The following is a 25,275-nucleotide window of genomic DNA, read 5'->3' on the forward strand; positions in this document are numbered from 1 at the left end:
CTCACGGGTTCACCAGGTGACCGGCAGCGAGGCGACGCCGACGAGGTTGGTCCGCTTGAACGGCACCTCGTCCGGGTCCACGGCCAGCCGCAGGGTCGGTATGCGCCGCAGCAGGGTCTCGAGGACGATCCCCAGCTCCAGCCGGGCCACCGGCTGGCCCAGGCACTGGTGCGGCCCGAACCCGAACGCCACGTGGTGCCGGTTGTCGCGGTGGATGTCGAACCGGTCCGGGTCCGGGAACGCTCGCGGGTCCTTGTTGGCCAGGGCCGGCCCGACGATGAGCCCCTCACCGGCGCATACCGGCTGGCCCGCGACCTCGGTGTCCTCCTTGGCGGTCCGCACGAGGATGAACAGCATGCTGATGTAGCGCAGCAGCTCCTCGATCGCCCCGGGCAGCAGGGTCGGGTCGCGGCGGATCTCGGCGAGCTGGTCGGGGTGCGTGAGCAGGACGTAGGTGCCCGTCGCGATCATCGTCGCCGTCGTCTCGTGGCCGGCGGTGAGGAGCAGCCGCAGCGCGGCGACCAGGTCGGTCTGCTCGATGAGGCCGGGTTCGAGCAGGTCGCGCACCGAGGCGCTGATGACGTCGTCGCCGGTCCCGCCGTGCGCGGTGTCGACGAGCCCGGACATGTATGCGAGCAGGTCCTGGAACGCCTGCTCCGACTCGGCCGGGTCGCCGTCCATGCGGCTGCGGACCTCGGCTCGGGCCTCGTACCAGTCGTGGTCCGCGTAGGGCACACCGACGAGGGAGCACATGGTCTGCGAGGCGACTGGGAGGGCGAGGTCGCGCACGAGGTCGGCGTCACCGGGCCTGGCCAGCAGGGCGTCGATGGTCGCGTCGATGATCTGCTGGATCCGCGGCCGCAGCGTCTCGACCCTACGGATCGTGAAGTACCGGGTGAACAGCCGGCGATAGTGGGTGTGGTCCGGCGGGTCCATGACCGTGAACGACGTCTCGGCGCGCTCGGCCGCCGCCCGGTTCGCCGACCCGGCGAACCGCCACAGCCCCGCCGAGCTGAACCGGTCGTCGGAGAGCACGGTGCGGATGTCGTCGTACCGCGTCACCAGCCACGCGGGCTGACCGTCGTGCAGCTCGACCGAGACCACCGGGCAGCTCTCCCGCAGCTCGGTCTGGACGGCGGGCGGGTCCAGCGGGTGCTCCCGCGCGGTCGGGAACGGGATGCGGCTCGGCGGCACGGCGCCATGCTAGGTCGGCCCTGTCGGTCGGTCAACAAATGTGGAACGCTGTTTCATGAACTGACCGGACCGACCCGTGAGGACCGCTCGATGAAGCTGATGACGATCTACGCCCATCCGGCCGACACGATCACCAACTGCGGCGGGGCGCTGGCCCGGCACGCCGACGCCGGCGACGAGATCGTCGCCGTGATCCTCACCCACGGCGGCCGGATCCACCCGAACGCCTACGCCGAGGAGTGGCGCAAGGAGCACCCCGACGAGCAGGTCGTCGCGTCCGGCCTGGCCGAGATCGCCGGCAACAAGCGCCGTGAGCTCGAGCGGGCGGCCGAGATCATCGGCATCCGCGACCTCGTCCTGCTGGACCACGACGACACGATGAGCACCGTCCACGAGGACGTCGTCGGGGAGGTCGCGGAACAGATCGCCCTGCACGCGCCGGACGTCGTCATCGCCGACTACCCCGCGAACGCCGTGATGTCGCAGTCGTCCCACACCATCGCGACGATGACCGCGCTCGCGGCGATCGACCGCGCCGCCACCTACCTGAAGAACCTCGACGGGCGCGACGAGGTCAACATCCGGCAGGTGTTCTTCACCGGTCTGCCGTCGATCGCGTCCGACGCGCTGAGCAACTACGGGGTCCGCAACGACCTGCTCATCGACATCACGCCGGTCGTCGGCCGGAAGATCGCGGGGATGGACTGCTTCGCCAGCCAGGGCTACGACGGGCCGTTCGCGCGCAAGGCCGTGGAGAGCAACAACGGCGAGTTCGGCCGGCTCGCCGGCGTGAACTTCGCCGAGGCGTACGTCCGGTACCGCAACGAGACCCACGACCGGTTCCCGGTGACGCGGGCCGCGATGGAGGCCGACCCGCTGACCCGGCACGTCGCGTACTCCCAGGTGAACCTCCGCGAGGCGTACCCCGTGGCCTAGTTCGAGAGGGCGACGACCTGGCCGGCCCGTATGCCGGTCAGGCGCCCGTCCCGCACCGCGAGGCGACCCGACACGACCACGTCGCGGATCCCGGTGCTCAGCTGGTGCGGGTTCTCGAAGGTGGCCACGTCCTTCAGGGTGGCCAGGTCGAGGACCACGAGGTCGGCGACGGCGCCCGACTGGACCGTGCCGCGGTCGGTGAGACCGACCCGGCGGGCAGGAGCGGAGGTGCACCGGCGTACCGCGTCGGCGAGGTCGTCCCGGCCGTACTCGGAGAGGTAGCGGGGGAAGCAGCCGTAGCACCGCGGGTGCGGGGTGCCACGGCCGGTGGGACCGGTCGGGTCCAGGGCCAGCCCGTCGGAGGCGACGACGGTGGCGGGGTGGCGCAGGACGCGCTCGAGGTCGTGGGCGTCGCGGCCGAAGTAGACCGCGAGGACCGAGGAGCCGTAGCGGCGCAACAGGTCGAGCGCGACCGCGTCGGCGGACACGCCCCGGTCCGCGGCGATCTCGGTGACGTGGCGGCCCAGCAGGCCGGAGTCGGCCGGGTCCGGCAGCCAGCTGACCACCGTCTCGTCCCAGCCCACGGCGCGGTCGGCCCACTCGGCGAAGAGCGCGCGGACCGTGGCCGGGTCGTCCAACCGCTCCCGTAGCGCCTCGTCGCCGCCGGCCTGGAGCTCGGCCGGGACCGCTTGCGCGAGCGGCGCGTTACCGGCGAGGTACGGGTAGATGTCGACCCCGACGTCCAGGCCCGCCTCGCGCGCTGCGTCGACCATGTCCAGGGCCTCGGCGACCCGACCCCAGTTGCGCCGGCCAACCGCGGCGAGGTGCGAGACCTGGGTGCGGCAGCCGGTCTCCCGCGCGACCCGCAGGCACTGGGCGACCGACTCCAGCAGGTGGTCGGTGTAGTCCCGCACGTGCCAGGCGAACAGTCGGTCGTACGCGGCGACGGTGCGACCCAGCGCGACCAGCTCGTCCTCCTCGGCGAAGCAGACCGGCGCGTAGACGAGCCCGGTGGACAGGCCGACGGCGCCGTCCTGGAGGCCTTCGGCCAGGAAGCCGACCATCGCCTCGATCTCGGGCCCCGAGGCCGGGCGCGCGTCGAAGCCGACGGCCGAGGCGCGGAGGGGGCCGTGCGGCACCAGGGTGAGGACGTTGAGGGCGGGCCGAGCGGCGCGGACAGCGTCGAGGTAGCCGGCGACGGTGGTCCAGTCGACGCGGACGTCGGGGTCGAGGTCGAGGTATGCGGCGGAGGCCCGGATCTCGTCGAGGTCGGCGTCCGGGGTTCGTGGGGCGACGCCGAGGCCGCAGTTGCCGACGACCTGGGTGGTCGTGCCCTGGGTGAGCGCGCTCGGCGCCTGAGGGGACGACAGCAGGGTGAGATCACTGTGGGTGTGGATGTCGACGAATCCAGGGGTGACGACCAGTCCGTCGGCGTCGATGACCGTGTGGGCGTCGTGGTCGAGGTCGGGTCCGACCGCGACGATGCGGTCACCGGCGACGGCGACGTCGGCGGTACGGAGGGGTGCGCCGGTCCCGTCGACCAGAAGGCCGCCGCGGACGAGGAGGTCCATCATCCCTCGAGGTCCTTCCGGTCGATGACGTTGAGCATCGGCCGACCGGCCGCGCGGCGACGGGCGTTCTCGAGAAACAGGTCCCAGATGCGCTGCTGGTACCAGGGGCTGCCGTTCGACCCCGAGACGTGCGCGCTGACGATGGTGTTCGGGGCGTCCCAGAAGGGGTCGTCGGGCGGCATCGGCTGACGGTAGTGGTCGTCCAGTGCGGCCCCGCCGAGGTGTCCCGACCGCAGGGCATCCAGCAGGGCGGCCTCGTCGACGACGCGCGCCCGAGCGGGGTTGAGCAGCAACGCTCCCTGCGGCATCCGGGCCAGGGCGTCGGCGTCGACGAGACCCCGAGTGCCCGCACTGTCGGGGACAGCCACGACCAGGGCGTCGAGCCGCGAGTAGAAGTCGGCGCGGTCCTCGAAGGTGAACCAGCGGTCGGGTTCCAGGACGGCGTCGGGTGCACGGCCGAACGGGTCGAACCGCTCGCCACGGTCGCGGTTGCGGGTCCGGGTCATCACCTGGACCCGCATGCCGAGCGGCTGGAGGACGCGCGCGACCTCCCGACCGATGTTCCCGTAGCCGAGCAGGCCGACCTGCATACCTCGTAGCTCGGCCTGGTAGACGACCGACCGGTCCCACCGGTGCGCGCGCTGCGACGCGAGCATGTCGGGGAACCGGCGCCCGAGGGCCAGCAGCATCATGACCACCCACTCCGCAATGGGCCGGTCCTGGACGCCGCTGGCGTTGGTGACGACGGTGTCTGCGGGCAGCGGCAGCCCGCTGAGCTGCGCGTAGCCGTGCGACCCGAGCTGCACCCACCCGAGCCGCTCGAGGTCCGCCGCATTGGCCGGTGGCTGGTCGGCGAACAGCACCGTCGTCTCCGGGTCGGCGACCCAACCCTGGTCCGCGTCGACCACGGTGAGCGTCGCGTCGGGCAGCACTTCGCCGATCCGTGGCAGGTGCTCGTCGGCGCCCGGTTGGCCGATGACGACGTGGTCGGGCACGTCAGCTCCTCATCACCTTGCCGGGGACGCTGGAGAACTCCTCGGCCCCGGGGCGGAAGGGGTACGCGGCGCGCGTCTCCTCGGTCAGCTCGACGCCGAGCCCGGGGACGTCGGGTCGCAGTACCCGGCCGTCCTGCAGCCGCAGCGAGTCGCCCCAGAGCTCGGTGTGCAGCGGCCCGGCGGCCGGAGGGATCTCGACGATCAGCGTGTTCGGGCACGCGAAGGCGGCGTGCACGTTCTGCATGACGCCGACACCGCCGCACCAGGCGTGCGGGGCGACCTGGCACCCGTTCCGGCTGAATTGCGTTGCCACGTGGACGAACCCGTCGATGCCGAGCCACGCGGCGTCCGGCTGGGCCACGGCGAAGGCGTCCCGGTCCGCGAAAGCGGCGAACTCGCCGACCGTCGAGAGCTGTTCGCCGCCCGCGACGGGGATCGCGGTGCTCCGGGTCAGCTCCGCGTAGCCGGCGACGTCGTCGTAGCGCAGTGGCTCCTCGAAGAACGTGAGGCCGAACGGCTCGAGGGCGTGCAGGACGGCGCCCGCCGTCTCGACGTCCCACCGTTGCGGCCCTTCGCGATGGCCCATGTGCCCGTCGAGGAGGAGTCCCGCCTCGGCGCCGAAGGTGTCGCGGAGCAACGTGGCCTTGCCGACCTCGGTATCGACGGCCGCTTGGACGCCGGTAGTGGGCACCTCGTCGCGGCTGGCGGAGTCGAGGTACCCGGAGCTCAGCTTGACCGCGCGGAACCCCAGCCCGAGGTAGAACTCGACCTTGCGGAGCAGGTCGTCCGTCGGCCACGGGGAGGGCCCGCCCGTCGCATACGCGGGAAGGCTGGTCGGCGACTCGTCGGCGAGCAGCCGGTGGACCGGGAGGCCGCGCACCTTGCCGACCAGGTCCCAGAGCGCGCCCTCGATGCCGGCGAGCACCGCGGCGCCGAGCCCGACCCGGCCCCAGTACTGGAAGCAGGTACGCATCCGGGCGACGACCTCGCGCAGGTCGAAGTCGTCCCGGTCCAGGCCGTCGACGGCGAGCAGGACGGGGCGCAGGTAGTCCACGACGAGCGGCACCGACTCGGGGAAGAAGTAGCCGGCGTAGGTCTCGCCGAGCCCGACCACCCCGGCGTCGGTCTCGATCTCGACGAGCGCGGCGCTGCGGGACTGCTTGAAGACCGACAGCCAGGGGTCGTGGGTGCACGGGCCGGTCAGCAGCACGGTCCGGACGTCGACGATGCGCACCCCGCCAACGTTGCTGAAACACCGTTTCATGTCAATGCCACGGGCGCCCCCGTCGGGAAGTGGCATCTCGGCCACGAACCGACGCCGGGGGTCGCGGTCCTGGGTCGGGTTTCGGCATCTGGGCCACGAACGCGCGCGGGGCCTGTGGAGGACGACGCTCCCGGGAGGGCGGCGCGCGCGACGGTAGCGGTATGTCGCTCACCGCCCGTTCACGCTCCGGCGGGGTCTCGACGCGGGACTGACCGAGCGCGTCCTGCGTGGACCGGCCTACCAGCGCCTGCTGCACGGCGTTTACGCGCCGGCCGGAGTCACTCCGACCACCACTGTGCGGCGGGCTGCCGTATACGTGCGGGCCGGTGTCGACTCACCCATGGAGTCACGCCTGCGGACGCTCCTCGTCCTGGCCGGCCTGCCCGAGCCGGTGGTCAACCACCCGCTCCGCGACGAGTCGACCGGTCGCGTGCGCTACCGGCTCCACCTGAGCTATCCGCAGTGGCGGATCGCCGTGGAGTACGACGGACGGCAACACGCCCAGAACACGGCGCAGTGGCGATGGGCCGTCCAGCGCCGTGAGGACCTGGACGCGGACGGCTGGCGGTTGGTCGTAGTCCTCAGCGGCGACCTATACCGCAGCCCAGCCCGTACCCTGGAGCGCGTCGTGTCCGCAGCGTGCGCGCAGGGCGTGTCCTGGAGAGTGCGTAGCGACGAGTGGCGGCGGTACTTCCCCGTCCGCGATTAGGGCGGCAAACCACACCGCTGATATCCTGGACGTTGCCGTGACACGGCCGCGGATTCAGAGAGCCCAGGTGGACATGCCCTGGTGCACCGCGCAGCGAGATACAGAAGAGGATCGGTAGCCCATGCCGTTGGACCTGGACGTCAAGAAGCAGATCATGACCGAGTACGCCACCACCGAAGGTGACACCGGTTCTCCTGAGGTGCAGATCGCGATGCTCACGCAGCGCATCAAGGACCTCACCGAGCACTCGCGGCAGCACAAGCACGACCACCACAGCCGTCGGGGCCTGCTCCTGATGGTCGGCCGGCGCCGCCGGCTGCTGCGCTACCTGGAGGCCACCGACATCGAGCGCTACCGCTCGTTGATCAAGCGCCTCGGCCTGCGCCGATAAGCCTGTGACGTACTTGTGACTGGCGGCCACCGCTACCTACGCGGAGGCCGCCCTGTCGCATGAGTAAGAACCCGGGCACAACGACGATGCCCCGGGATGCACAGAACAGATTGGAGGACCCATGGAGGGTCCAGAGATCACCTTCGCCGAAGCCGTCATCGACAACGGCCGCTTCGGCACCCGCACCGTCCGGTTCGAGACCGGGCGGCTCGCCAAGCAGGCAGCCGGTTCCGTCACCGCATACCTCGATGACGACACGATGCTGCTGAGCACCACCGCCGCGGGCAAGCAGCCCAAGGACCAGTTCGACTTCTTCCCCCTGACCGTGGACGTCGAAGAGCGCATGTATGCGATCGGCAAGATCCCCGGCTCGTTCTTCCGTCGCGAGGGTCGCCCCTCGACCGAGGCCGTGCTCACCTGCCGGCTCATCGACCGCCCGCTGCGCCCGACCTTCAAGAAGGGCCTGCGCAACGAGGTCCAGGTCGTCATCAGCGTCTTCGCGCTGAACCCCGACCACCAGTACGACGTGCTCGCGATCAACGCGGCGAGCCTGTCGACGCAGATCTCCGGCCTGCCGTTCTCCGGCCCGGTCGGCGGTGTCCGCGTCTCCCTCATCGAGGGTCAGTGGGTCGCCTTCCCGAACTTCTCCGACATCGAGCGCTCCGTCTTCGACATGGTCGTCGCCGGTCGCGTGGTGACGAACAAGGACGGTGCGGAGGACGTCGCGATCATGATGGTCGAGGCGGAAGCCACCCACGTCACCTGGGACCTGGTCACCAACCAGGGCGTCGGCGCTCCCACCGAGGAGATCGTCGCCGAGGGTCTCGAGGCCAGCAAGAAGTTCATCGCCCAGCTGTGCCAGGCGCAGAACGAGGTGGCCGCCGCCGCCGCGAAGCCGGTCGAGGAGTTCCCGTACTTCCTCGACTACAACGACGACGCCTACGACGCCGTCGAGCACGCCGTGACGGGCGACCTGGAGCAGGCGCTGCAGATCGCCGGCAAGCAGGAACGCGAGGACCGCCTCGACGAGATCAAGGCCCAGATGAAGGGCTCGCTCGAGCAGGAGTTCGCGGGCCGCGAGAAGGAGCTGTCGGCCGCATACCGTGCGGTGCAGAAGAAGCTCATCCGCAAGCGGATCCTCACCGACGGTGTCCGCATCGACGGCCGTGGCCTGCGGGACATCCGCGCGCTGTCGGCCGAGGTCGAGGTGCTCCCGCGGGTGCACGGTTCGGCGATCTTCGAGCGCGGCGAGACCCAGATCATGGGTGTTACCACGCTGAACATGCTCAAGATGGAGCAGCAGATCGACACGTTGTCGCCGGTGACGCGCAAGCGCTACATGCACAACTACAACTTCCCGCCCTACAGCACCGGTGAGACCGGTCGCGTCGGGTCGCCCAAGCGCCGCGAGATCGGCCACGGGGCGCTCGCGGAGCGGGCTCTCCTGCCGGTGCTGCCGACGCGGGAGGACTTCCCCTACGCGATCCGTCAGGTGTCGGAGGCGTTGAGCTCCAACGGTTCCACCTCGATGGGCTCCGTCTGCGCCTCGACCCTGTCGCTGCTCAACGCCGGTGTGCCGCTGCGCGCCCCGGTCGCCGGCATCGCCATGGGCCTGGTCTCCGACGAGGTCGACGGTGAGACCCGCTACGCGGCGCTCACCGACATCCTCGGAGCCGAAGACGCCTTCGGCGACATGGACTTCAAGGTCGCGGGTACCAAGAACTTCGTCACGGCCATCCAGCTGGACACGAAGCTCGACGGCATCCCGGCGTCGGTCCTCGGCGGTGCGCTGACCCAGGCCCGCGAGGCCCGGCTGCACATCCTCGACGTCATGGCCGAGGCCATCGACGTCCCGGACGAGATGTCGGAGTTCGCCCCGCGGATCATCACGGTGAAGGTCCCGGTTGACAAGATCGGCGAGGTCATCGGCCCGAAGGGCAAGATGATCAACCAGATCCAGGACGACACGGGCGCCGACATCTCCATCGAGGACGACGGCACCGTGTACATCGGCGCGGTCGACGGTCCGTCGGCCGAGGCCGCTCGGGCCGCGATCAACGCGATCGCGAACCCGCAGATGCCCGAGGTCGGAGAGCGCTTCATCGGGACCGTCGTCAAGACGACCACCTTCGGTGCGTTCATCTCGCTCACCCCCGGCAAGGACGGCCTGCTGCACATCTCCGAGGTGCGCAAGCTCGTCGGTGGCAAGCGGATCGACAGCGTCGACGACGTCCTCAAGGTCGGCCAGAAGGTCCAGGTCGAGCTCAAGGAGATCGACCCGCGCGGCAAGCTCTCGCTCGCCGCGGTGATGGCCGACGCCAACGGCTCGGAGGGTTCGGACAGCCCGGCGGCCGAACCGGCCAACGTCTGAGGTTCGCCTCCAGGTCTGGTGACGGCCCGGCATACCCACGAGGTATGCCGGGCCGTTCCGGTTCTCGTCCGCCCGCGGCTCCGGGTGAGAGCGGTCGGAACTCCGGCCGCTTTCACCCGGAACCGGTCGACCACTCAGTCGTCGTCGGTGTCGGGCAGCGCGGCGCGGATCTGGTCGACCTCGGCCAGCGCGGCGCGCAGGGTGCGGTCGGCGACTTTGTTGGCCGCGGCCGCCTCGCGCTGGGCCTTGACCAGGCCGTCGCGTTCGCCGCGGGCCGCCTTGAGCTCGGTGTCCAGCTCGGCGATCCGGGCGTCCAGTGTCTCCAGCGCGTCGGACGCCTCGCTCAGCGCGTCCCCGGCCTTGGCTGCCGCCGACATCGTCTCGCGCGAACGCTTCTCGGCCTCGGCCAGCCGCTTGAGCAGCGCCGGGTCCGGCTCGGCCGGCTCCTCCGGCTCGGGCTCGGGTTCGGTCGGCCGTCCCCTGCCGCGCCCGAACCCCTGGCCCTCGCCCTTGATGACCCGCAGCGCCGGCCGCCGGGCGGGTGAGGGCGCCGCCGTCGCCTCGGACAGGTCGACGTCGCCGAACCCCGCGTAGGACAGCGCCCGGGTCAGCTGCCCCGACCCCACCGCCTCCGCGGCCGCCGTCGTCGCCAGCGCCGCGACGAAGGTCTCGCGCACCTGGTTCGCCACCGGCATGGACAGGGAGCCGCCGCCCGCCTTCGCCACCTCCGCGGTCGCACGGACCAGCTCGTCGATGAGCTTGGTCCGCTCCCGCCCCAGCGTCTTCATGGCCGCGCCGTCCATCTTCTCCTGAGCCTCGTGGAGCCCGGACGCCAGCTCGACGAGCCGCTCCATGTCGTCGGGGCGCGCGCGGACCAGCTGGTTGATCGCCCACGCCGCCGCGGTCGGCTTGCGGATCGACTCGATGGCCTTGGCCAGCCCGGTCTCCTTGTCGGCCTTGGCTTTGGCCGCGAGCCCCTTCCGGGCGGGCAGGAACTCGTCCGGGTGCAACCCGTACAGCTCGCCGACCGCGCTGTCGAGGTCCAGTCCGTCCAGGTCCACGACGTCACCGTATGCCGGTCCGGCGTCAGACGACGGGACCGGCTGGACGGCCGGACCGGCGGGAGCGGCGGGACCGGCACCGCCGACATCAGCCGGCGGACGCGACCCGGGTCGCCTTGGCCCGCACGCTCGACGCGAGCGGCACACCGCTGTCGAGCAGCTCGCGCATCTGCTCCGGCGTGGCCGAGCCGCGGGCGAGCCGGCCGATCGTCACCTGGTGGGACGGCCGGACCAACCGGCGTACCGGGTCGCCGGCCCGCACCTCGCCCTCGGACAGGACGCGGCACATCGCGCCGACGCGCCCGGACTTGAGGAACTCCAGATGGAAACCCTCGATCCCCATCCGCAGCGCGAGGTTCTCGCAGGGCGTGCGGAAGCGGCGGACCTCGAGGACGACGTCCTCGCCGACCCGCCACTGCTCGCCGACCCGAGCGGCGGTGACGGGCAGCCCTGCCGTACGCAGGTTCTCGCCGAACAGGCCGGCCGGGATCTGACGGTCCAGCCGCTCGGACCACCAGGCGGCGTCCTCGTCCGCATACACGTAGACCGCGCGGTCGGGTCCGCCGTGGCTGCGGTCGACCTGCTCGTCGCCGGCCAGTCCGAGCGGTCCGACGTGGACCGCCCCGCGCACCGGTCGCTTGTCGATCGCCGTGCCATGGAAGTACCCGTCGCGCAGCTCGTGCACGACGTTGACGGCTCGCACCGTTGCCGTGGTCATCACCCCAGCCTGCCACCGGTGCACGACCGCCCCAAGCGGTCGGCAGGGCGCGGAGCCGGCGTGCTACGCCGTCGGCGAACGGGGTGGCCGGGTCGCCCGCCCCCACGGCCGGCGGTCGTCGACGTTGGCTAGGCTCCGCCTGTGACCGAGACGCCACGCTCTGTTGCCGTGTCGGTCATCGGCGCGTCGGGCCGGATGGGCTCCCACGTCTGTGCAGCGGTCGGGGCCGCTGCGGACCTCCGCTTGGTCGGTACCTACGACCTCGACGACGACCTCGGGGACCTCGGGGGAGCCGACGTCGTCGTGGAGTTCTCCGTGCCCGACGCGTCACCCCGCAACGTCGCCCACTGCGTGTCGCAGGGAGTGCACTGCGTCATCGGGACCACCGGCTGGGACGAGAGCCGACTGGCCGTCGTCGAGGCGCAGATCGCCGACGCGCCGCCGTCGAGGTCGGGCACCGGCGTGGGCGTGCTGGTGGCGCCGAACTTCGCGCTCGGCGCGATCCTCATGATGGGGTTCGCCACCCAGGCGGCCCGGTTCTACGAGTCTGTCGAGGTCATCGAGCTGCACCATCCCGACAAGGTGGACGCCCCGTCGGGCACGGCGGCGCGGACGGCCCGCCTGCTGGCCGCCGCCCGTGAGGCCGCCGGCGTCGGACCCGTACCGGACGCGACGCAGTCCGACGAGCTCGGGTCCCGCGGGGGCCGGGTCGACGGGATCCCGGTCCACTCGGTGCGGCTCCGGGGGCTGGTCGCCCATCAGGAGGTCCTGTTCGGCAACCCGGGGGAGCAGCTGACCATCCGGCACGACTCCTTCGACCGCGACTCGTTCATGCCCGGCGTCCTCGAGGGCGTGCGCCGGGTCGGCGACCACCCCGGCCTGACCGTCGGGCTCGAGCACTACCTCGGCCTGGCCTAGGGCCGCACCCGCAGTCTGACGGTCCCTGGGTATCTGCTGGACGACCTGAGGACTCCCAGCAGTACCAGCCGTTCCACCCACGGCACGGCACTGCATGTCAGGAGACACACATGGCCAGTCTCAACGTCGGCACCGGCCTGGACGCCCCGGTCTCGAACCGGACCGAGGGCGCCGCCGAGGTGGCCGCGAGGGTCGCGCAACAGGACGCGGCCCCCGGCAAGGGCAAGGCCGCAGCCGGCCTCGCCTCGGGGGTCGAGAAGGTGCAGGGCTTCAGCCTGCCGAAGGTCGCCGCGTCCCGCTCAGCCAAAGAGGTGCTCTCCGGCGCTCTCGACCTCCCGGACATCGCCGAGGCGTCGTTCGGGGCGGGCGCCCGCCAGGTCCCGAAGTCGGTCCTCGAGACCGTCCACGGCCCGGACGACCGCGTCAAGATCACGAGCACCAACGTCTACCCGTGGCGCGCCCACGCGTCACTGCTCATCACGGCCCGCGACGGGTCGATGTGGATCGGGACCGGCTGGTTCATCGGGCCGCACACCCTGATGACCGCCGGTCACGTCGTCTACATCAAGAACAGTGGCGTCCCCGGCCGTGACGGCTTCGTCCGGTCCATCAAGGTGATGCCCGGCCGGAACGGCGCGACGCTGCCCTACGGCTCGGTCACGAGCAGCAACCTGCGGACCGTCCAGGGCTGGGCCACCAACGGCGACGAGGAGCACGACTACGGCGCGATCATCCTCGGTACCGACCTCGGCCTCACCACCGGCTGGTTCGGGTTCGGGGTCTACAACGACGCCACCCTGACCGCGTCGGTCGGCAACATCTCGGGGTACCCGGGCGACAAGCCGGACGGCACCCAGTGGTACGCCGCGCGCCGCATCGCGTCGGTCGCGGCCCGCAAGGTGTACTACGACATCGACACCTTCGGTGGCCAGAGCGGCAGTGCCGTCTACCGGATCGTCGACGGCAAGCGGTATGCGTTCGCGGTCCACGCGTACGGCGGAGCGACGACGAACTCCGGCACCCGGATCGTGACGCCGGTGTACAACAACATGGTGGCCTGGAAGGCCTGAGGAACATGGTGGCCTGGAAGGCCTGAGCCACGGGCCGGTCACGGCCTTTCACAACCTTTCAGTGGAGAGCAGGACACGTGGACGCCGGTATGCGACCGGTCATCTCGGGGATCGCGACCGGCCCGGACGGGCCGGTCGCGTTCGCCCGCATCATGATCGCCGCATCGCCGGCGCCCATGCCCGACCTCGCCGGGCTCTCGGGCGAGGACGGGACGTTCACGCTCGGCACCAACGGTCCGGGCCGGTACGTCGTCGCGGTGCACGCCGACGGCTTCGTACCGGCCCGCGCCGAGGTCACGGTTCGCCCCGACGACTCATCGGTCGACCTGCGCGTGCACCTGGACCCTGACGTCCCTGACGTCACGAACCCCCCGCCGCTCGGGCGCTGACCGGCACTCGTGACACACTCGGCCCGGCGAGAGGGGTCGAGACCGTGAGCAGAGCAGTGGCACCTGTCCGAACCGACGTGGGAACCCGCCCTCGGAGCCGGACCGAGCGTCTCGTCGACGCGACCTCGACGCGGCTGTTCCACCTGCCGCCGGAGCGCGGGAGCTACTCGGTGACGCCGGCCATCCGGGTCCGGATGCGCGACGGTGTGCACCTGCTCACCGACCACTACGCGCCGGACGGCCCGGCTCTCGGCACCGTCGTGATGCGCGGCCCCTACCAACGGGCGGGGGTCGTGCCGCACGTCCTCCTCGGCCTGTTCGCGTCGCGTGGGTACCACGTCGTGATGCAGAGCTGCCGTGGGACGTTCGGGTCCGAGGGCCGTTTCGTGCCGGGTGAGGACGAGATCCGCGATGGGGCCGACACGGTCGAGTGGCTGCGCGAACAGCCTTGGTTCGAGGGCCGGTTCGTCGGTGTGGGCGGTTCCTACCTCAGCTACACGTTGTGGTCGATGCTCATGGAGCCGCCGCCGGAGATGGTCGCGGCGGTGTCGTTCGTCAGCTTCCACGACTTCTTCGCCGTGGTCCACGGCACCGGGGCCTTCACCCTCAACGACAGTCTGGACTGGTGCGACACCCTGGCCATCCAGGAGGACGCGACCATGCTCCGCCAGCTCGTGGACGGGCGACGGATCCGGCGTCGCCGCACCGCCGCATACCTCGGCCTGCCGGTCTCGGAGGGGGAGGAGCGCTTCCTCGGGGCGGGGTCCGCGTGGTTCCGCGACTGGGCCACTCGCACCGACCGGGACGACCCCTACTGGCAGGTGCGCGACCTCTCGGATGCCCTGGACCGGGTGTCGGTCCCGGTGCGGTTCCTCACCGGGTGGCAGGACCTGTTCGTCGGCGAGACCATCGGCCAGTACCGGCGGCTGCGCGACCGCGGCGTGGAGGTGTCCCTCACCGTCGGCCCGTGGACCCACGCGAACCTGCTGACCAAGGGCGGCTCACGGGTGTTCAGCGAGACCCTCGAGTGGGTCGACCGGTATCTCGGAGGCCCGACCGAAACGGCCGAGGGCGAACCGGTCTCCTACCTCCTCACCGGTGCCGACGAGTGGCGGTCGGCCGCGGACTGGCCTCCGCCGGCGGTTCACCACACGCTCTACCTGGCGCCCGGGGGCGTGCTCACCGACCGCGCCCCGTCCGCCTCGGCGGGCGCCGTCGGCTTCACCTACGATCCGAGCGATCCCACGCCCGCGCTCGGCGGCCGGCTGCTCGCCGCGGACTCCGGGTACCGCGAGGACTCCGACCTCGCGCGGCGGTCGGACGTCCTGGTGTTCGCCGGCCCGGCGTTGAGCGAGGCGCTCGACGTGGTCGGGGTGCCTCGGGTGACCCTGGCCCACCGCAGCGACCACGCCGGCGCCGACCTCTGGGTCAGGGTCAGCGAGGTGCTTGCCGACGGCCGGTCGCACAACGTCACCGAGGCCTTCCGTGCCTCACCGGCTCCCGGCGCAGACGGGCGGACCGTGCTCGAGCTCGACCCGGTCGCCCACCGGTTCGCGGCCGGTTCGCGGATCGGCCTGCTCATCGGTGGCGGCTCGTTCCCCCGCTACGCGCGCAACCTCGGTATGCCGGGAAGCCGGACCGAGGGCACGTCGATGCGACCCACTCGCCAAGCCGTGGATCTTGCCGAGGGTGCGTCGGCGCTCGCGTTGCCGCTTCCGACCTGAACGGCCGACAGAGTCAACCCACAGTCAACCCAGAGTCAACCCAGAGTCAGTCGACGGGACGGAAGCCGGCTCGCTGGGCCGCGTGCTCGTCGGCGAACCACACGTGCGGCTCGGCCTCGTCGTACTTCTCGTGGCCGGGCGCTACGAACGTCTTGGTGTCCTCCCACGCCTTGACGGGATGCCCGAGCGGGACGGCTCCGTCGTCGATCGGCGCGGCCGAGCCGACCCCGTAGCCGCCGTCGCGGATCTCATCCAGCGCCGACGTCCGCTGTCCGCCGTCGGAGCTCCCCGCGGCCTGGTCGCCCTGAGCCCCGGACTGGCCCGATGCGGACCGGCCTGACTCGGACCGGCCGGCCCCGGACTGGCCGGACTCGGGCCCGCCCGGGGTGGACCCCTCGACGAGGTGACCCTCGGAGTCCCAGACCTGCGGACCGCCGGCGTCGTCGGCCGTCCAGTCGCCCTCCTGCCGGAACTCCTCGCCGGCGGCTACGTCATGCTTCTCCGGGTCGTGCTCGCGGGCGAACTCCTCGGCCGTCTTCTGGCGTTCCTCGTCGGACGCCTGACCCTCCTCTTCGGACCCGCGATCGTTCTCGTCCGAGACTCGACGGTCCTCGTCGCCGCCTCGAAGCTTGCTGCGAGCGCTGGCGTCGGTGTCGCGGCTGGCGTCGGTGTCGCGGGTGCCGTCGGTGTCGCGGGTGCCGTCGGTGTCGCGGGTGGCGTCACGCTGCTGGTCGGAGTGGTCGCGCTCGCCGCGCGGCACGTCGGCATCCTGACCTCCACGGAGGGCGGAGTCGTCCGCAGCGGTGGCGGCGTCCAGCCCGCCCGCGTCGAGGTCGGTCGCGCCACCGCTCTGCACGTCCGTGGTGACGTCCGGACGACTCGCGTCGGCCACGTCCACGTCGCCGGTCCGGCTACCCGCCGCACCCTGCTGCTCTGCACCCGTCTGATCGGTCATGGCTCCTCCTTGAGCTCCGACGCACTACTCGATGACAACCCTGGCCAAACCCTACGAGTACTCTGCCCGTTCTCGAGGCACCGAAACCGTCGAGGCCAGAGGCCCCACGCCGCGGCGCTTCCGGGCGGTCCGTCGTGGTCCGGCTGGCGGAGTTCTGGTTGGCGAATTCCCTATGGTGTCAACGATGAGGAGTTTTGTTGCCCCGACAGTTACGACATTTTGCCCAAGGTTCGCCAATGGGGATGTACCTGCGATTTGCTGAGTACCGTCGTTCTCGGGGTCCACCATCACCACTCATTCAGCACCCCCCGGCTCCGTCACCAGCGCTCTCTCTCGCGGACGCTTGGACGGGGAACTCGGATCCGCGCCGGTGGCAACCCTCCGACACAGCACGCACCTCACATCGCGCGGGGACAGAGATTCGGGAGACGGCAGTGCTGACGATCCAGCGGCGGGACGGTCAGTAGCCCCTGGCGGACTACTGACAGGGGACAGCGGTGGTGGTGCCCGGTCACGGCCGGACACCGCCACTTGCTTCTAGGACTCGTCCACCAGCGTGCGACCGTCGTCGGTGACCGTCCAGAACGGGTTGTGGGCGACCTCCCAGCAGTGGCCGTCGGGATCCGAGAAGACGCCGCCGTAGCCTCCCCACTCCGTCGGCGCGCCCGGACGTCGCACGGCCCCGCCCGCCGCCACGGCCTCCTCGAGCAGCGCGTCGACGGCCTCGGGGGACTCCACGTTGTGGGCCAGGGTGATCCCACCCCAGCCGCCGGAGTCCTCCACCATGGTGTCGGCGGCCAGCTCAAGGCGCCCCCACAGGGCCACGACCATCCCGCCGGTCTGGAAGAAGACCACCTCGTCCGTCGGACCGGTGGGCCGCCAACCCAACCGTTCATAGAACTCCCGTGCGGCGTCGAGATCCGCGACTCCCAGCGTTACGAGGCTGATTCGCTGTTCCATCCTCTGAACGTAGAGGGTCAGCCCCAGCCGAAGTGCCGCAGCAGTGCGGCAGTGCCGGCCGCGAGCACCACGACGACGATGAACGGCGCCCGCAGGATCAGGGCCACGACGGCCACGCCCACGCCGGCCGCCCGGGCGTCCAGCGTCAGTCCGTGGTCTGGCGTCGCGAAGGTCTGTACGACGACCAGCCCGGTCAGCAGGGCGACCGGCAGGAGAGCGGTCACTCGAGAGATCCGCGGCCCGGAGAGCCAGTGCGCCGGAACGAGGTAGCCGGCCAGCTTCAGCAGGTAGGCGAGTGCGCAGGCGACGAGGACGGTGACCCAGGCGCTCATGCCGGCTCCTCGCCGGCGTGCTCACCGGGTCGATGCTCGCGGCCGTCGCCGACACCCGTCTCGTCGCCGACACCGGTCTCGTCGCCGCGACCCCGCCGGTCGAGGAGGCCGACGACCACCGCCGCGAGGGCAGCGACGAGGACGGGCACCCCGGGGGGCGCCAGCGGCACCAGCACCACGGTCAGGAGTGCGGCGAGCGCCGCGGTCGCACCGGCCTCCAGGGACCGAAGCCGCGGCCAGAGCAGCGCACAGAACGCCGCCGCCGCGGCCGCGTCGAACCCGTAGATCGTGGGGTCCCCGATGGCGTTGCCCAGAAGCGCCCCGGCCAGCGTCGAGAGGTTCCAACCGAGGTAGACGATCACCCCGGTCAGCCAGAACCCGCGACGCATCGCGCGGGGGTCCTGCTGGCCGATCGCCACCGCCGTCGACTCGTCGATGGTCAGCTGGGCCGCCACCAGTCGACGCAGCCCCCGTACCTCGAGGATCCGCGAGACCTGCAACGCATACAGGCCGTTGCGGACCCCGAGCAGGGTCGAGGTCGCGACGGCCGCGACCCCGCTGCCACCGGCGCCGAGTACGCCGGCGAGGGCGAACTGGGACCCACCGGAGAACAGCAGCGCGGACATGGCCACCGTCTGCCAGACCGAGAGACCGGCAGCGACCGAGACGGCACCGAAGCTGACGCCGTACGCGCCGGTCGCGATGCCGACCGAGAGGGCCTGACGGGTGACCGCGCGCAGCGCCGCCCGCTCCGAATCGTCGCGGGCGTCCGGGTCTCGTTCGACCTCGGCCCCCGCGTCCATCCCCGCATGGTCACACAGGAGGGCGCCACCACTTCGCCGACCGTCCACGGAGGGGACGCCTGCGCGGTGACTGAACCCCGCGGGATAACCTCTGGTTATGTCAGTGATAAGCAGCCGAATCGTCGGGTTCCCGAACCCGGTCAACGAGAAGGCCGCCCGCGTCGTCGCCGGTCTGGTCGTCCTCACGGCCGTCACCGCACTCGTGTTCCAGGCCGGCTGGCTGCTCTGGCTGCTGGCGGCCGGCTTCCTGCTGCGGGTGCTCTCCGGACCACGGTTCAGTCCCTTCGGCCTCCTGGCCACGAAGGTCGTCGCGCCGCGGCTCGGGCGGCCGAAGCTGGTCCCCGGTCCCCCGAAGCGGTTCGCCCAGGGTCTCGGCCTCACCTTCTCGCTCGCCGCCGCGGTCTGCCTGGCCGTGGGCGACACCACGGCCGGCTGGCTGCTCGTCGGCCTGCTCGTCGTCGCGGCCGTGCTCGAGTCCGTCTTCGCCTTCTGCCTGGGCTGCGCCATCTTCGGCCTGCTCCAGCGGGCCGGGATGATCCCGGAGGCGGTCTGCGAGGCATGCGTGGTCGGCTCCCGGTAGCCCCCAGAGGCCGGAACCCTCCCGCATGAAGGGTTGTTGGCCCGGTATGACGGCCTCCCTGACCTGCCCGAAGTGCGCGAGCGACCTGCGCAGCTACTGGGGGCACCGCCGCTGCGGGGGAGCGCAACCGCGTGCTCGTCGACCAGTGCACCGGCTGCGGAGGGGTGTTCCCCGACCGCGGCGAGCTGGAGAAGCTGGTCGCCGCCGAGAACGACTGGCCCGGCGCGCCGGCCGGTGCCGCCCCGGCGCCCGCGCCCCAGGACCGCTCCTACGCCGGCCCGCAGGACTGGGGTTACCAGCAGGGCTACGACCAGCACTCGGATACCGCTATGACAACCGCTACGACAACCGGTACGACAACCGCTACGACCAGCGCGGCGATCAGCAGCCGCCCTACGCGAAGAAGAGGTCGTCGTTCCTCAGCGAGCTGTTCGACGACTGAGCGGCCTCGGCGGCCCCAACCAGCCTCATTGCGGCACGTCCACGGTCAGCCGGACCTCCCCGGCGACATCCCGCTCGGCGGGGCCCGTCACGCGCTCACGACGAGCTCCGTCGGGGGCGAAACCGGCCGCCTGCAGGAACCCGCGGGTCGCCTCGTCCGTGTCGAGCAGCCACGTCCGGACCCGGGCGAACCCGGTGAGCCCGGCGGTGTCGACCGTCGCATTGAGCAACCGCGACCCGTGGCCGGTGCGGCGCGCCGCTGGGGTCACCCCGCCGACGAGCAACTCGCCGTCGACGTCGGTCGCGTCGGGGTCTGCGCTGGGCCCGACAGCGGCGAACCCGACCACCTCCTCGCCCGCACACGCCACCAGCAGCCGGTATGCGCCGGACGGCGGTGTCGCGAGGGACTGCCGCCAGACCCGCGCGAACTCCTCGGCGGTCGCGGCGTCGAGAGCCTCGGCCGGCAGGAGCGACGCAAACGCCTCCCGCCAGAGGGCCGCCTGGACGGCCCCCACCGCGTCGACGTCCCACGGTGTGGCGACCCGGACGCTGGCGTCGGCGACGGGACGGTCGTGGTCGTGGTCGTGGTCGTGGTCGTGGTCGTGCGGACCTTCGTGCGGATGGCTCACGTCGTCATCCAAGCAGCCAGCTCCGGCCGGCTCGACTGGCCGTCAGGCGGCTCGGCTGGGGGTATGCGGGCATCCGAGCGGCACGACTGGCAGCCGAGCTGATGGGCACGGTCTCAGTCGGGCGTGCTGTGATGGTCTCTGTGCGTCTCCGAGCTCTGGCGGTCAGCGCCGCCCTCGCCATGGTCGTGGCCGTGGCCGTGGCGGGGTGTAGCAGCACCCCCGACGCCGCGGCGGGCAGTGCCAGCCCGACCGAGGCCGTGGCGGCCTTCATGCATGCCCTAGGGGAGAAGAACTCCGCCGCGGCCTGCGCGCGGGTGTCCACAGGCGGCCAGCCGCTGACCAACGCGGGCTTCGACCAGTGCAAGGAGGGCCTGGAGAAGGTCCTCGCCGACCTCGACGACCCCAACGAGATCGCCCAGCTCAAGACCGCGTCGGTGACCGGCGCCACGGTCAACGGTGACAAGGCCACGGTGTCGAAGACGCAGATCACCAATGTGCCGGACGGCTACCAGAACGACATCGACCTGGTGAAGCTCAACGGCCGCTGGTACATCGACTCCAAGCAGTGACACTGAGCACTGGCGCGCGGCTGAGCGATACTGGGGGCATGTACGGCAACGACGTCGTGGACCCGACCGAAGCCCTCAACGCGTCCGAGACCCCCGAGTTCGACGAGGCGGTCGCCGCGGGTTCGTCGGCCGAGGCCCGCGACGGCACGTCCGGCTTCGACGCGCTCATCGCCGCCGACCTGCGGGTCGAGCCGCGCGACGAGATGCCCGAGGCGTACCGCAAGACCCTGATCCGGCAGATCGCCCAGCACGCGCACTCCGAGATCATCGGCATGCAGCCGGAGGGCAACTGGATCACGCGGGCTCCGTCGTTGCGGCGCAAGGCGATCCTCATCGCGAAGGTGCAGGACGAGGCCGGTCACGGCATGTACCTCTACTCGGCCGCCGAGACCCTCGGCATCGACCGGGCGGAGCTGCTCGACATGCTGCACAGCGGCAAGCAGAAGTACTCCTCGATCTTCAACTACCCGACCCTGACGTGGGCCGACTGCGGCGCGATCGGCTGGCTGGTCGACGGTGCCGCGATCATGAACCAGGTCCCGCTCTGCCGGTGCTCCTACGGCCCGTATGCGCGCGCCATGATCCGGGTCTGCAAGGAGGAGTCGTTCCACCAGCGGCAGGGGTTCGAGATCCTCTGGAACCTCGTCCGTGGGACCGAAGCACAGAAGGCCATGGCCCAGGACGCCGCGAACCGGTGGTGGTGGCCGGCGCTGATGATGTTCGGGCCGCCCGACAGCGGCGAGGCCGCGGCCCCCGGAGGGCATACCGAGCAGTCGATGGCCTGGGGCATCAAGCGGTTCAGCAACGACGACCTGCGCCAGAAGTTCGTCGACATGATGGTGTTGCAGGCCGACAAGCTCGGCCTCACGCTGCCCGACCCCGACCTGCACTGGAACGAGGAGCGCGGCCACTGGGACTACGGCCCGATCGACTGGGACGAGTTCTGGCGGGTGCTGCGCGGCGACGGGCCCTGCAACGCCGAGCGCATCGAGCATCGGCGCGCCGCCCACGAGGAGGGTGCCTGGGTGCGCGAGGCGGCGAACGCGTATGCCCGGAAACACTCAGGGCAGGCCGCACAGGCGGCCGCCCAGGGCTCGGCCGCGTGAGCGACAGGCCTACCGAACGGTCCTGGCCCCTCTGGGAGGTCTTCGTCCGGGCGAAGCGCGGCCTCTCGCACACCCACGTGGGCTCGTTGCACGCCCCGGACGCGACGATGGCCCTGCGGAACGCGCGCGACGTCTACACCCGCCGGCAGGAGGGCGTGTCGATCTGGGTCGTCGAGGCGTCGTCGATCACGGCGAGCAGCCCGGACGAGAAGGACTCCTTCTTCGATCCCGCGGCCGACAAGGTCTACCGCCACCCCACGTTCTACGACGTGCCCGACGACGTCGAGTACCTCTGAGCCTCAGCGCCGTGAGCCCGATCGCCTTGAGGACAAGGAGGATTCCGCCGCCGGCGACAGGTTGACCAGCCGGAACACGGTCTGGATGCCGGGCGGCCCGAGCCGGCCTTCGAGCGCGGTCCAGATCATCAGCCCGCCGATGATGGCGAACGTCACCCCCTTGCCGACCAGCCCGGCCTGCCCGAGCGCGACGACGATCCTCGGGGAGCCGTCTCGCAGGTCCTCGACGAAGCGTCGCCGCACGCCGCGGTAGCCCGACCGGACGGCGAGCACCACCGGGACGAGACCCGCGGCGACCACGCCGATCCTCAGGGCCAGCTCCTCGAGGCTCGACACGACGCCCGCCGGCGAGGTACGTCCCTCGCGGGCCGCGCGCCCGGCGGCCGCGATACGCACCGCACTGACCGCCAGGGCGAGGTAGCCGAGGGCCGTCGCGATCGTCCCGAAGCGTCCGAACGCCTTCCCCAGCGGGTTCTCGTGCGGGTCCCGACGCCAGACGGTCTCGAACACCTGCCACAGGGTCAGTGCACCAGACCGAAGGCGGTCACCCAGAGCATCGCCGCGCCGACCTCGGTCTCGGCCACGGCGTCCAGCGCGGCGTACGGCGTGTCGGCGCCGCGACGGCCGGTGACCGCGATCTCGGTCGCGTCGCTCACCATCGGGCGACGGTCGGGTGGGCTCGGCCCGCCGGTGCGCCGGGGCATCACGTCCGCGGCGACGACCTCCACCGTCACGCTGGCCCGCTCGGTCATCCGGTCAGCCTCCCAGGTCGATTCCTTCTGCTGCCAGCGCGGGTCGTAAGGTCGGAGGGTGAGCGAGGGCCGACGATGACCCAGCAGCCGGTGCCGTCTCCGGGCCGGGCGGTCGACGACGCGGTGCCGACCGGCGACCGGTTGGCCGCCGCCTACGTGCTCGGCATCGCCGACGACGCAATGGTCTACGCGCAGCGCCTGGGGGAGTGGCTCACCAACGCCCCTCAGATCGAGGAGGACATGGCGCTGGCCAACGTCAGCCTCGACCTGCTCGGACAGGCCCGGGGCCTCTACGCCCACGTCGGCGAGCTCGACGGAAGCGGCCGCTCCGAGGACGACTTCGCGATGCTGCGGGACGAGCGGCAGTGGCGCAACGTCCACCTCGTCGAGCAGGAGCGTCAGGACTTCGGGTTCGAGATGGCCCGGCTGCTCTGGTTCTCGGCCTACCAGGTCGAGCTGTATGCGGCAGCGGCCGGTTCCTCGGACGAGACCTTCCGCGCTGTGGCGGAGAAGGCGACCAAGGAGGTCGCTTACCACCAGGACCACGCCCACCAGTGGGTGGTGCGGCTGGGCGACGGCACCGAGGAGTCCCACCGCCGGATGCAGGCGGCCCTCGAGGCCGTACTCCCTTATCTGGCCGAGCTGTTCGACGACGACCCGGTGTCCGCCGCGGCGGCCGAGGCGGGTGTCGGCGTGCTGCCGTCCTCGCTCCACGACGCGGTCCTGGCGCGCGTGGCCGCGGTCGTCGACGACGCCACCCTCACCCTCCCGAACGACTCGCGCTGGCGCGCGCGTGGCGGGCGTCAGGGTGTCCACTCGGCGCCGATGGGCTACCTCCTCGCCGAGATGCAGCACGTCGCCCGGTCGCACCCGGGGGCTACGTGGTGACGGCGACGCGCATCGCGCCGAGCGAGGTCGAGGCGTCCGTCGGGAGCATCCCGGACCCCGAGGTTCCGGTCGTCACCATCGCCGACCTCGGCATCCTGCGATCGGTGGCCGCCGACGAGACGACCGGCGTCGTCGACGTCGTCATCACCCCGACCTACTCGGGGTGCCCGGCGATGGAGGCGATCACCGCGCACGTGTCGTTCGTCTGTCGCGCCGCCGGCTGGGAACCGCGGGTCACCACCCGGCTCAGCCCGGCCTGGACCACCGACTGGATGTCGGACGACGGCAAGGAGAAGCTGCGCCGGTTCGGGATCGCACCGCCCACGCATACCCCTCTCGGTGGTCCGGTCCCCGTCGCGCTGGGGCGGCGGACCGTCGCCTGTCCCCGCTGCGGGTCGGACGACACCGTGGAGCTGGCGCGGTTCGGGTCGACGGCGTGCAAGGCGCTCCGGCGCTGTGAGGCGTGCCGCGAGACGTTCGACGAGTTCAAGACGCTCTGATGGCCCTGTTGACTGCCACCGCGCCGGTGCGCCGACCGCGGTTCCACCCGCTGCGAGTCACCCGGGTGGAGCGGCTGACCGACGAGGCCGTGGCGCTCACGTTCGCGGTACCGCGAGAGCTGTGGGACGAGTACGCGAACCTGCCCGGGCAGCACCTCACCCTGCGCGCGACGATCGACGGCGAGGACGTGCGGCAGTCGTACTCGATCTGTCAGCCGCGCTCCGGTCGGAACGGCACGGGGCTGCTGCGCGTCGCCTCTGCGGTGGTCGAGGGCGGCCGGATGTCGACGTGGCTCAACTCGTCGGTAGCACCCGGCGACGAGATCGAGGTGATGACCCCGATGGGGTCGTTCACCTGCCCGACGCAACCGACCGCAGCGCGGCACCACGTCGCCATCGCCGCCGGTTCGGGGATCACGCCGGTGCTGTCGCTCATCGCGACGGCCCTGGAGGAGGAGCCGTCGTCGCGGGTCACGCTGCTGTTCGGCAACCGGCGGACCAGCACGGTGATGTTCCTCGAGGAGCTCGAGGACCTGAAGAACCGCTACCCCGGCCGGTTCCACCTCGTCCACGTGCTGTCCCGCGAGCCGCAGGACGTAGACCTGTTCCACGGGCGGCTCGACCCGGAGCGGCTGGCGCGCATCCTCGACGTCCTGGTCCCGGTGGACAGCGTCGACGAGTGGTACCTGTGCGGGCCGTTCGGGATGGTCACCGGCGCGGAGTCCCTGCTCAGGGACCGCGGAGTGGACCCGCACCACATCCACCACGAAATCTTCCACGTCGACGAGCCGGGTGACGCGGCGCGCCGTCCGCGGGCGGTCGTAGACGCCTCCGCGCCGCCGGCGGCGACGGTCACGGTCACCCTGGACGGCCGGACCACCGAGGTCCCGATGCCGTCGCGCGACGAGTCGATCCTCGACGCGACCTTGCGGGTCCGTCCGGATGCGCCGTTCTCGTGCACGAACGGGGTCTGCGGCACCTGCCGTGCTCGCCTCGTCTCCGGTGAGGTGCGGATGGACCGCAACTACGCGCTCGAGCCCGACGAGATCGAGGCCGGCGTCGTCCTGGCCTGCCAGTCGCACCCGGTCACCGAGGCGGTCACCCTCGACTACGACACGTAGCCGCTGCCGCGCGGGCAGACTGGGGACCGACG

The 25,275-nt window shown here is 71.4% G+C and carries 28 protein-coding genes and 1 pseudogene; 16 read left to right on the plus strand and 13 right to left on the minus strand.

The features are described from left to right. Window positions 1–9: 9 nt before the first annotated feature. The gene (locus VIG79_RS03700; RefSeq protein ID WP_331882306.1) at window positions 10–1,194 is read right to left on the minus strand and encodes a cytochrome P450; all 1,185 of its coding nucleotides are present in this window, start codon (window positions 1,192–1,194) and stop codon (window positions 10–12) included. A gap of 90 nt (window positions 1,195–1,284) precedes the next feature. Between VIG79_RS03700 and VIG79_RS03705 the strand changes: the two genes are divergently transcribed. Next, the gene (locus VIG79_RS03705) at window positions 1,285–2,130 is read left to right on the plus strand and encodes a PIG-L deacetylase family protein (protein WP_331882308.1); all 846 of its coding nucleotides are present in this window, start codon (window positions 1,285–1,287) and stop codon (window positions 2,128–2,130) included. On the opposite strand, the gene VIG79_RS03710 is transcribed toward VIG79_RS03705, so the two are convergent. Genes VIG79_RS03710 through VIG79_RS03720 form a run of 3 tightly spaced genes read right to left on the minus strand, consistent with a single transcriptional unit; the run spans window position 2,127 to window position 5,930 of the window. Then, window positions 2,127–3,704 carry a D-aminoacylase gene (locus VIG79_RS03710; protein ID WP_331882310.1) on the minus strand — a complete coding sequence of 526 codons (1,578 nt, stop codon included), beginning with the start codon at window positions 3,702–3,704 and terminating at the stop codon, window positions 2,127–2,129. The two genes, VIG79_RS03705 and VIG79_RS03710, sit on opposite strands and share 4 nt — an antisense overlap. After that, entirely contained in the window at window positions 3,701–4,696 is a 996-nt protein-coding gene (locus VIG79_RS03715; protein WP_331882312.1) for a D-2-hydroxyacid dehydrogenase, read from the minus strand. Before VIG79_RS03715 ends, VIG79_RS03710 begins: the two co-directional genes overlap by 4 nt. Window position 4,697: 1 nt before the next feature. Beyond that, window positions 4,698–5,930, minus strand: a complete 1,233-nt coding sequence (locus tag VIG79_RS03720; RefSeq protein WP_331882314.1) for a mandelate racemase/muconate lactonizing enzyme family protein — start codon at window positions 5,928–5,930, stop codon at window positions 4,698–4,700. 370 nt (window positions 5,931–6,300) lie between these two features. Between VIG79_RS03720 and VIG79_RS03725 the strand changes: the two genes are divergently transcribed. The 3 genes from VIG79_RS03725 (at window position 6,301) to VIG79_RS03735 (ending at window position 9,431) form a co-directional block, all read left to right on the plus strand. Then, window positions 6,301–6,669, plus strand: coding sequence for a hypothetical protein (locus tag VIG79_RS03725; protein WP_331882316.1), 369 nt, complete (start codon window positions 6,301–6,303; stop codon window positions 6,667–6,669). A gap of 121 nt (window positions 6,670–6,790) precedes the next feature. Next, window positions 6,791–7,060 carry a 30S ribosomal protein S15 gene (gene rpsO / locus VIG79_RS03730; protein WP_331882319.1) on the plus strand — a complete coding sequence of 90 codons (270 nt, stop codon included), beginning with the start codon at window positions 6,791–6,793 and terminating at the stop codon, window positions 7,058–7,060. 121 nt (window positions 7,061–7,181) lie between these two features. Then, complete coding sequence (locus VIG79_RS03735) at window positions 7,182–9,431, plus strand: polyribonucleotide nucleotidyltransferase (RefSeq protein ID WP_331882321.1); 2,250 nt, start codon at window positions 7,182–7,184, stop codon at window positions 9,429–9,431. A gap of 134 nt (window positions 9,432–9,565) precedes the next feature. Here VIG79_RS03735 and VIG79_RS03740 read toward each other — a convergent pair whose 3' ends face one another. Next, a complete protein-coding gene (locus VIG79_RS03740) occupies window positions 9,566–10,492 on the minus strand; it encodes a hypothetical protein (protein ID WP_331882323.1) in 927 nt (308 codons plus the stop codon). Window positions 10,493–10,580: 88 nt separating this feature from the next. Further along, the gene (locus VIG79_RS03745) at window positions 10,581–11,210 is read right to left on the minus strand and encodes an MOSC domain-containing protein (RefSeq protein WP_331882325.1); all 630 of its coding nucleotides are present in this window, start codon (window positions 11,208–11,210) and stop codon (window positions 10,581–10,583) included. A gap of 141 nt (window positions 11,211–11,351) precedes the next feature. On the opposite strand from VIG79_RS03745, the gene dapB reads away from it, so the two are divergent. The 4 genes from dapB (at window position 11,352) to VIG79_RS03765 (ending at window position 15,311) form a co-directional block, all read left to right on the plus strand. After that, the gene (gene dapB / locus VIG79_RS03750) at window positions 11,352–12,128 is read left to right on the plus strand and encodes a 4-hydroxy-tetrahydrodipicolinate reductase (protein WP_331882327.1); all 777 of its coding nucleotides are present in this window, start codon (window positions 11,352–11,354) and stop codon (window positions 12,126–12,128) included. Between the two features lie 110 nt (window positions 12,129–12,238). Next, window positions 12,239–13,198 (plus strand): serine protease, encoded by a 960-nt coding sequence (locus VIG79_RS03755; protein WP_331882329.1) that lies wholly within the window; start codon window positions 12,239–12,241, stop codon window positions 13,196–13,198. Between the two features lie 89 nt (window positions 13,199–13,287). After that, window positions 13,288–13,587: a carboxypeptidase-like regulatory domain-containing protein gene (locus VIG79_RS03760; RefSeq protein WP_331882331.1), complete on the plus strand. Its 300-nt coding sequence runs from the start codon at window positions 13,288–13,290 to the stop codon at window positions 13,585–13,587. Window positions 13,588–13,664: 77 nt separating this feature from the next. Further along, on the plus strand, window positions 13,665–15,311 hold the full coding sequence (locus VIG79_RS03765) for a CocE/NonD family hydrolase (RefSeq protein WP_331882333.1): 1,647 nt from the start codon (window positions 13,665–13,667) through the stop codon (window positions 15,309–15,311). Between the two features lie 46 nt (window positions 15,312–15,357). Here VIG79_RS03765 and VIG79_RS03770 read toward each other — a convergent pair whose 3' ends face one another. From VIG79_RS03770 to VIG79_RS03785, 4 genes are all read right to left on the minus strand, one after another. Next, window positions 15,358–16,266: a hypothetical protein gene (locus VIG79_RS03770; protein WP_331882335.1), complete on the minus strand. Its 909-nt coding sequence runs from the start codon at window positions 16,264–16,266 to the stop codon at window positions 15,358–15,360. A 537-nt stretch (window positions 16,267–16,803) separates the two neighbouring features. Beyond that, window positions 16,804–17,226, minus strand: coding sequence for a VOC family protein (locus VIG79_RS03775; RefSeq protein WP_331882337.1), 423 nt, complete (start codon window positions 17,224–17,226; stop codon window positions 16,804–16,806). Window positions 17,227–17,243: 17 nt separating this feature from the next. Next, the gene (locus VIG79_RS03780) at window positions 17,244–17,558 is read right to left on the minus strand and encodes an AzlD domain-containing protein (protein WP_331882339.1); all 315 of its coding nucleotides are present in this window, start codon (window positions 17,556–17,558) and stop codon (window positions 17,244–17,246) included. Continuing rightward, on the minus strand, window positions 17,555–18,361 hold the full coding sequence (locus VIG79_RS03785) for an AzlC family ABC transporter permease (protein WP_331882341.1): 807 nt from the start codon (window positions 18,359–18,361) through the stop codon (window positions 17,555–17,557). Before VIG79_RS03785 ends, VIG79_RS03780 begins: the two co-directional genes overlap by 4 nt. A 97-nt stretch (window positions 18,362–18,458) precedes the next feature. Here VIG79_RS03785 and VIG79_RS03790 point away from each other — a divergent pair, with 97 nt between their 5' ends. Together VIG79_RS03790 and VIG79_RS19710 are read left to right on the plus strand one after the other, a co-directional pair. Then, a complete protein-coding gene (locus tag VIG79_RS03790; protein ID WP_331882343.1) occupies window positions 18,459–18,941 on the plus strand; it encodes a DUF4395 domain-containing protein in 483 nt (160 codons plus the stop codon). 116 nt (window positions 18,942–19,057) lie between these two features. Then, window positions 19,058–19,132, plus strand: a pseudogene (locus VIG79_RS19710) (zf-TFIIB domain-containing protein); the annotation flags it as partial. Between the two features lie 276 nt (window positions 19,133–19,408). On the opposite strand, the gene VIG79_RS03795 reads toward VIG79_RS19710, so the two are convergent. After that, window positions 19,409–20,011 carry a GNAT family N-acetyltransferase gene (locus VIG79_RS03795; RefSeq protein ID WP_331882345.1) on the minus strand — a complete coding sequence of 201 codons (603 nt, stop codon included), beginning with the start codon at window positions 20,009–20,011 and terminating at the stop codon, window positions 19,409–19,411. A gap of 140 nt (window positions 20,012–20,151) precedes the next feature. On the opposite strand from VIG79_RS03795, the gene VIG79_RS03800 reads away from it, so the two are divergent. From VIG79_RS03800 to paaB, 3 genes are read left to right on the plus strand one after another with little or no spacing between them, the layout of a single operon-like run. Continuing rightward, window positions 20,152–20,580 carry a hypothetical protein gene (locus VIG79_RS03800; protein WP_331882347.1) on the plus strand — a complete coding sequence of 143 codons (429 nt, stop codon included), beginning with the start codon at window positions 20,152–20,154 and terminating at the stop codon, window positions 20,578–20,580. A gap of 38 nt (window positions 20,581–20,618) precedes the next feature. Beyond that, window positions 20,619–21,686 (plus strand): 1,2-phenylacetyl-CoA epoxidase subunit PaaA, encoded by a 1,068-nt coding sequence (paaA, locus tag VIG79_RS03805; RefSeq protein ID WP_331882349.1) that lies wholly within the window; start codon window positions 20,619–20,621, stop codon window positions 21,684–21,686. Next, a complete protein-coding gene (paaB, locus tag VIG79_RS03810; protein ID WP_331882351.1) occupies window positions 21,683–21,982 on the plus strand; it encodes a 1,2-phenylacetyl-CoA epoxidase subunit PaaB in 300 nt (99 codons plus the stop codon). The genes paaA and paaB overlap by 4 nt, the downstream gene beginning before the upstream one ends. Window positions 21,983–21,985: 3 nt before the next feature. Here the strand turns inward: paaB and VIG79_RS03815 are convergent, their stop codons facing one another. Beyond that, the gene (locus VIG79_RS03815) at window positions 21,986–22,492 is read right to left on the minus strand and encodes a hypothetical protein (protein ID WP_331882353.1); all 507 of its coding nucleotides are present in this window, start codon (window positions 22,490–22,492) and stop codon (window positions 21,986–21,988) included. Window positions 22,493–22,503: 11 nt separating this feature from the next. Then, window positions 22,504–22,734: a hypothetical protein gene (locus tag VIG79_RS03820; RefSeq protein WP_331882355.1), complete on the minus strand. Its 231-nt coding sequence runs from the start codon at window positions 22,732–22,734 to the stop codon at window positions 22,504–22,506. Between the two features lie 75 nt (window positions 22,735–22,809). On the opposite strand from VIG79_RS03820, the gene paaC reads away from it, so the two are divergent. The 3 genes from paaC to paaE are packed head-to-tail and all read left to right on the plus strand — an operon-like array spanning window position 22,810 to window position 25,243. Further along, complete coding sequence (paaC, locus tag VIG79_RS03825) at window positions 22,810–23,622, plus strand: 1,2-phenylacetyl-CoA epoxidase subunit PaaC (protein ID WP_331882357.1); 813 nt, start codon at window positions 22,810–22,812, stop codon at window positions 23,620–23,622. Then, window positions 23,616–24,122 carry a 1,2-phenylacetyl-CoA epoxidase subunit PaaD gene (gene paaD / locus VIG79_RS03830; RefSeq protein ID WP_414672575.1) on the plus strand — a complete coding sequence of 169 codons (507 nt, stop codon included), beginning with the start codon at window positions 23,616–23,618 and terminating at the stop codon, window positions 24,120–24,122. Before paaC ends, paaD begins: the two co-directional genes overlap by 7 nt. Then, window positions 24,122–25,243: a 1,2-phenylacetyl-CoA epoxidase subunit PaaE gene (paaE, locus tag VIG79_RS03835; RefSeq protein ID WP_331882362.1), complete on the plus strand. Its 1,122-nt coding sequence runs from the start codon at window positions 24,122–24,124 to the stop codon at window positions 25,241–25,243. The genes paaD and paaE overlap by 1 nt, the downstream gene beginning before the upstream one ends. The last annotated feature ends 32 nt before the right edge of the window (window positions 25,244–25,275 follow it).

The sequence above is a fragment of the Lapillicoccus sp. genome, assembly GCF_036559105.1.
Lineage (GTDB): Bacteria > Actinomycetota > Actinomycetes > Actinomycetales > Dermatophilaceae > Lapillicoccus.

Coding starts and splice junctions, on each gene's coding strand:
- rpsO (WP_331882319.1), top strand. CDS start 6,791: ATGCCGTTGGACCTGGACGTCAAGAAGCAGATCATGACCGAGTACGCC.
- VIG79_RS03725 (WP_331882316.1), top strand. CDS start 6,301: ATGGAGTCACGCCTGCGGACGCTCCTCGTCCTGGCCGGCCTGCCCGAG.
- paaE (WP_331882362.1), top strand. CDS start 24,122: ATGGCCCTGTTGACTGCCACCGCGCCGGTGCGCCGACCGCGGTTCCAC.
- VIG79_RS03785 (WP_331882341.1), bottom strand. CDS start 18,361: ATGGACGCGGGGGCCGAGGTCGAACGAGACCCGGACGCCCGCGACGAT.
- VIG79_RS03775 (WP_331882337.1), bottom strand. CDS start 17,226: ATGGAACAGCGAATCAGCCTCGTAACGCTGGGAGTCGCGGATCTCGAC.
- VIG79_RS03780 (WP_331882339.1), bottom strand. CDS start 17,558: ATGAGCGCCTGGGTCACCGTCCTCGTCGCCTGCGCACTCGCCTACCTG.
- paaC (WP_331882357.1), top strand. CDS start 22,810: ATGACCCAGCAGCCGGTGCCGTCTCCGGGCCGGGCGGTCGACGACGCG.
- VIG79_RS03735 (WP_331882321.1), top strand. CDS start 7,182: ATGGAGGGTCCAGAGATCACCTTCGCCGAAGCCGTCATCGACAACGGC.
- VIG79_RS03755 (WP_331882329.1), top strand. CDS start 12,239: ATGGCCAGTCTCAACGTCGGCACCGGCCTGGACGCCCCGGTCTCGAAC.
- VIG79_RS03710 (WP_331882310.1), bottom strand. CDS start 3,704: ATGATGGACCTCCTCGTCCGCGGCGGCCTTCTGGTCGACGGGACCGGC.
- VIG79_RS03820 (WP_331882355.1), bottom strand. CDS start 22,734: ATGACCGAGCGGGCCAGCGTGACGGTGGAGGTCGTCGCCGCGGACGTG.
- VIG79_RS03745 (WP_331882325.1), bottom strand. CDS start 11,210: ATGACCACGGCAACGGTGCGAGCCGTCAACGTCGTGCACGAGCTGCGC.
- VIG79_RS03790 (WP_331882343.1), top strand. CDS start 18,459: ATGTCAGTGATAAGCAGCCGAATCGTCGGGTTCCCGAACCCGGTCAAC.
- paaA (WP_331882349.1), top strand. CDS start 20,619: ATGTACGGCAACGACGTCGTGGACCCGACCGAAGCCCTCAACGCGTCC.
- VIG79_RS03760 (WP_331882331.1), top strand. CDS start 13,288: ATGCGACCGGTCATCTCGGGGATCGCGACCGGCCCGGACGGGCCGGTC.
- VIG79_RS03770 (WP_331882335.1), bottom strand. CDS start 16,266: ATGACCGATCAGACGGGTGCAGAGCAGCAGGGTGCGGCGGGTAGCCGG.
- VIG79_RS03705 (WP_331882308.1), top strand. CDS start 1,285: ATGAAGCTGATGACGATCTACGCCCATCCGGCCGACACGATCACCAAC.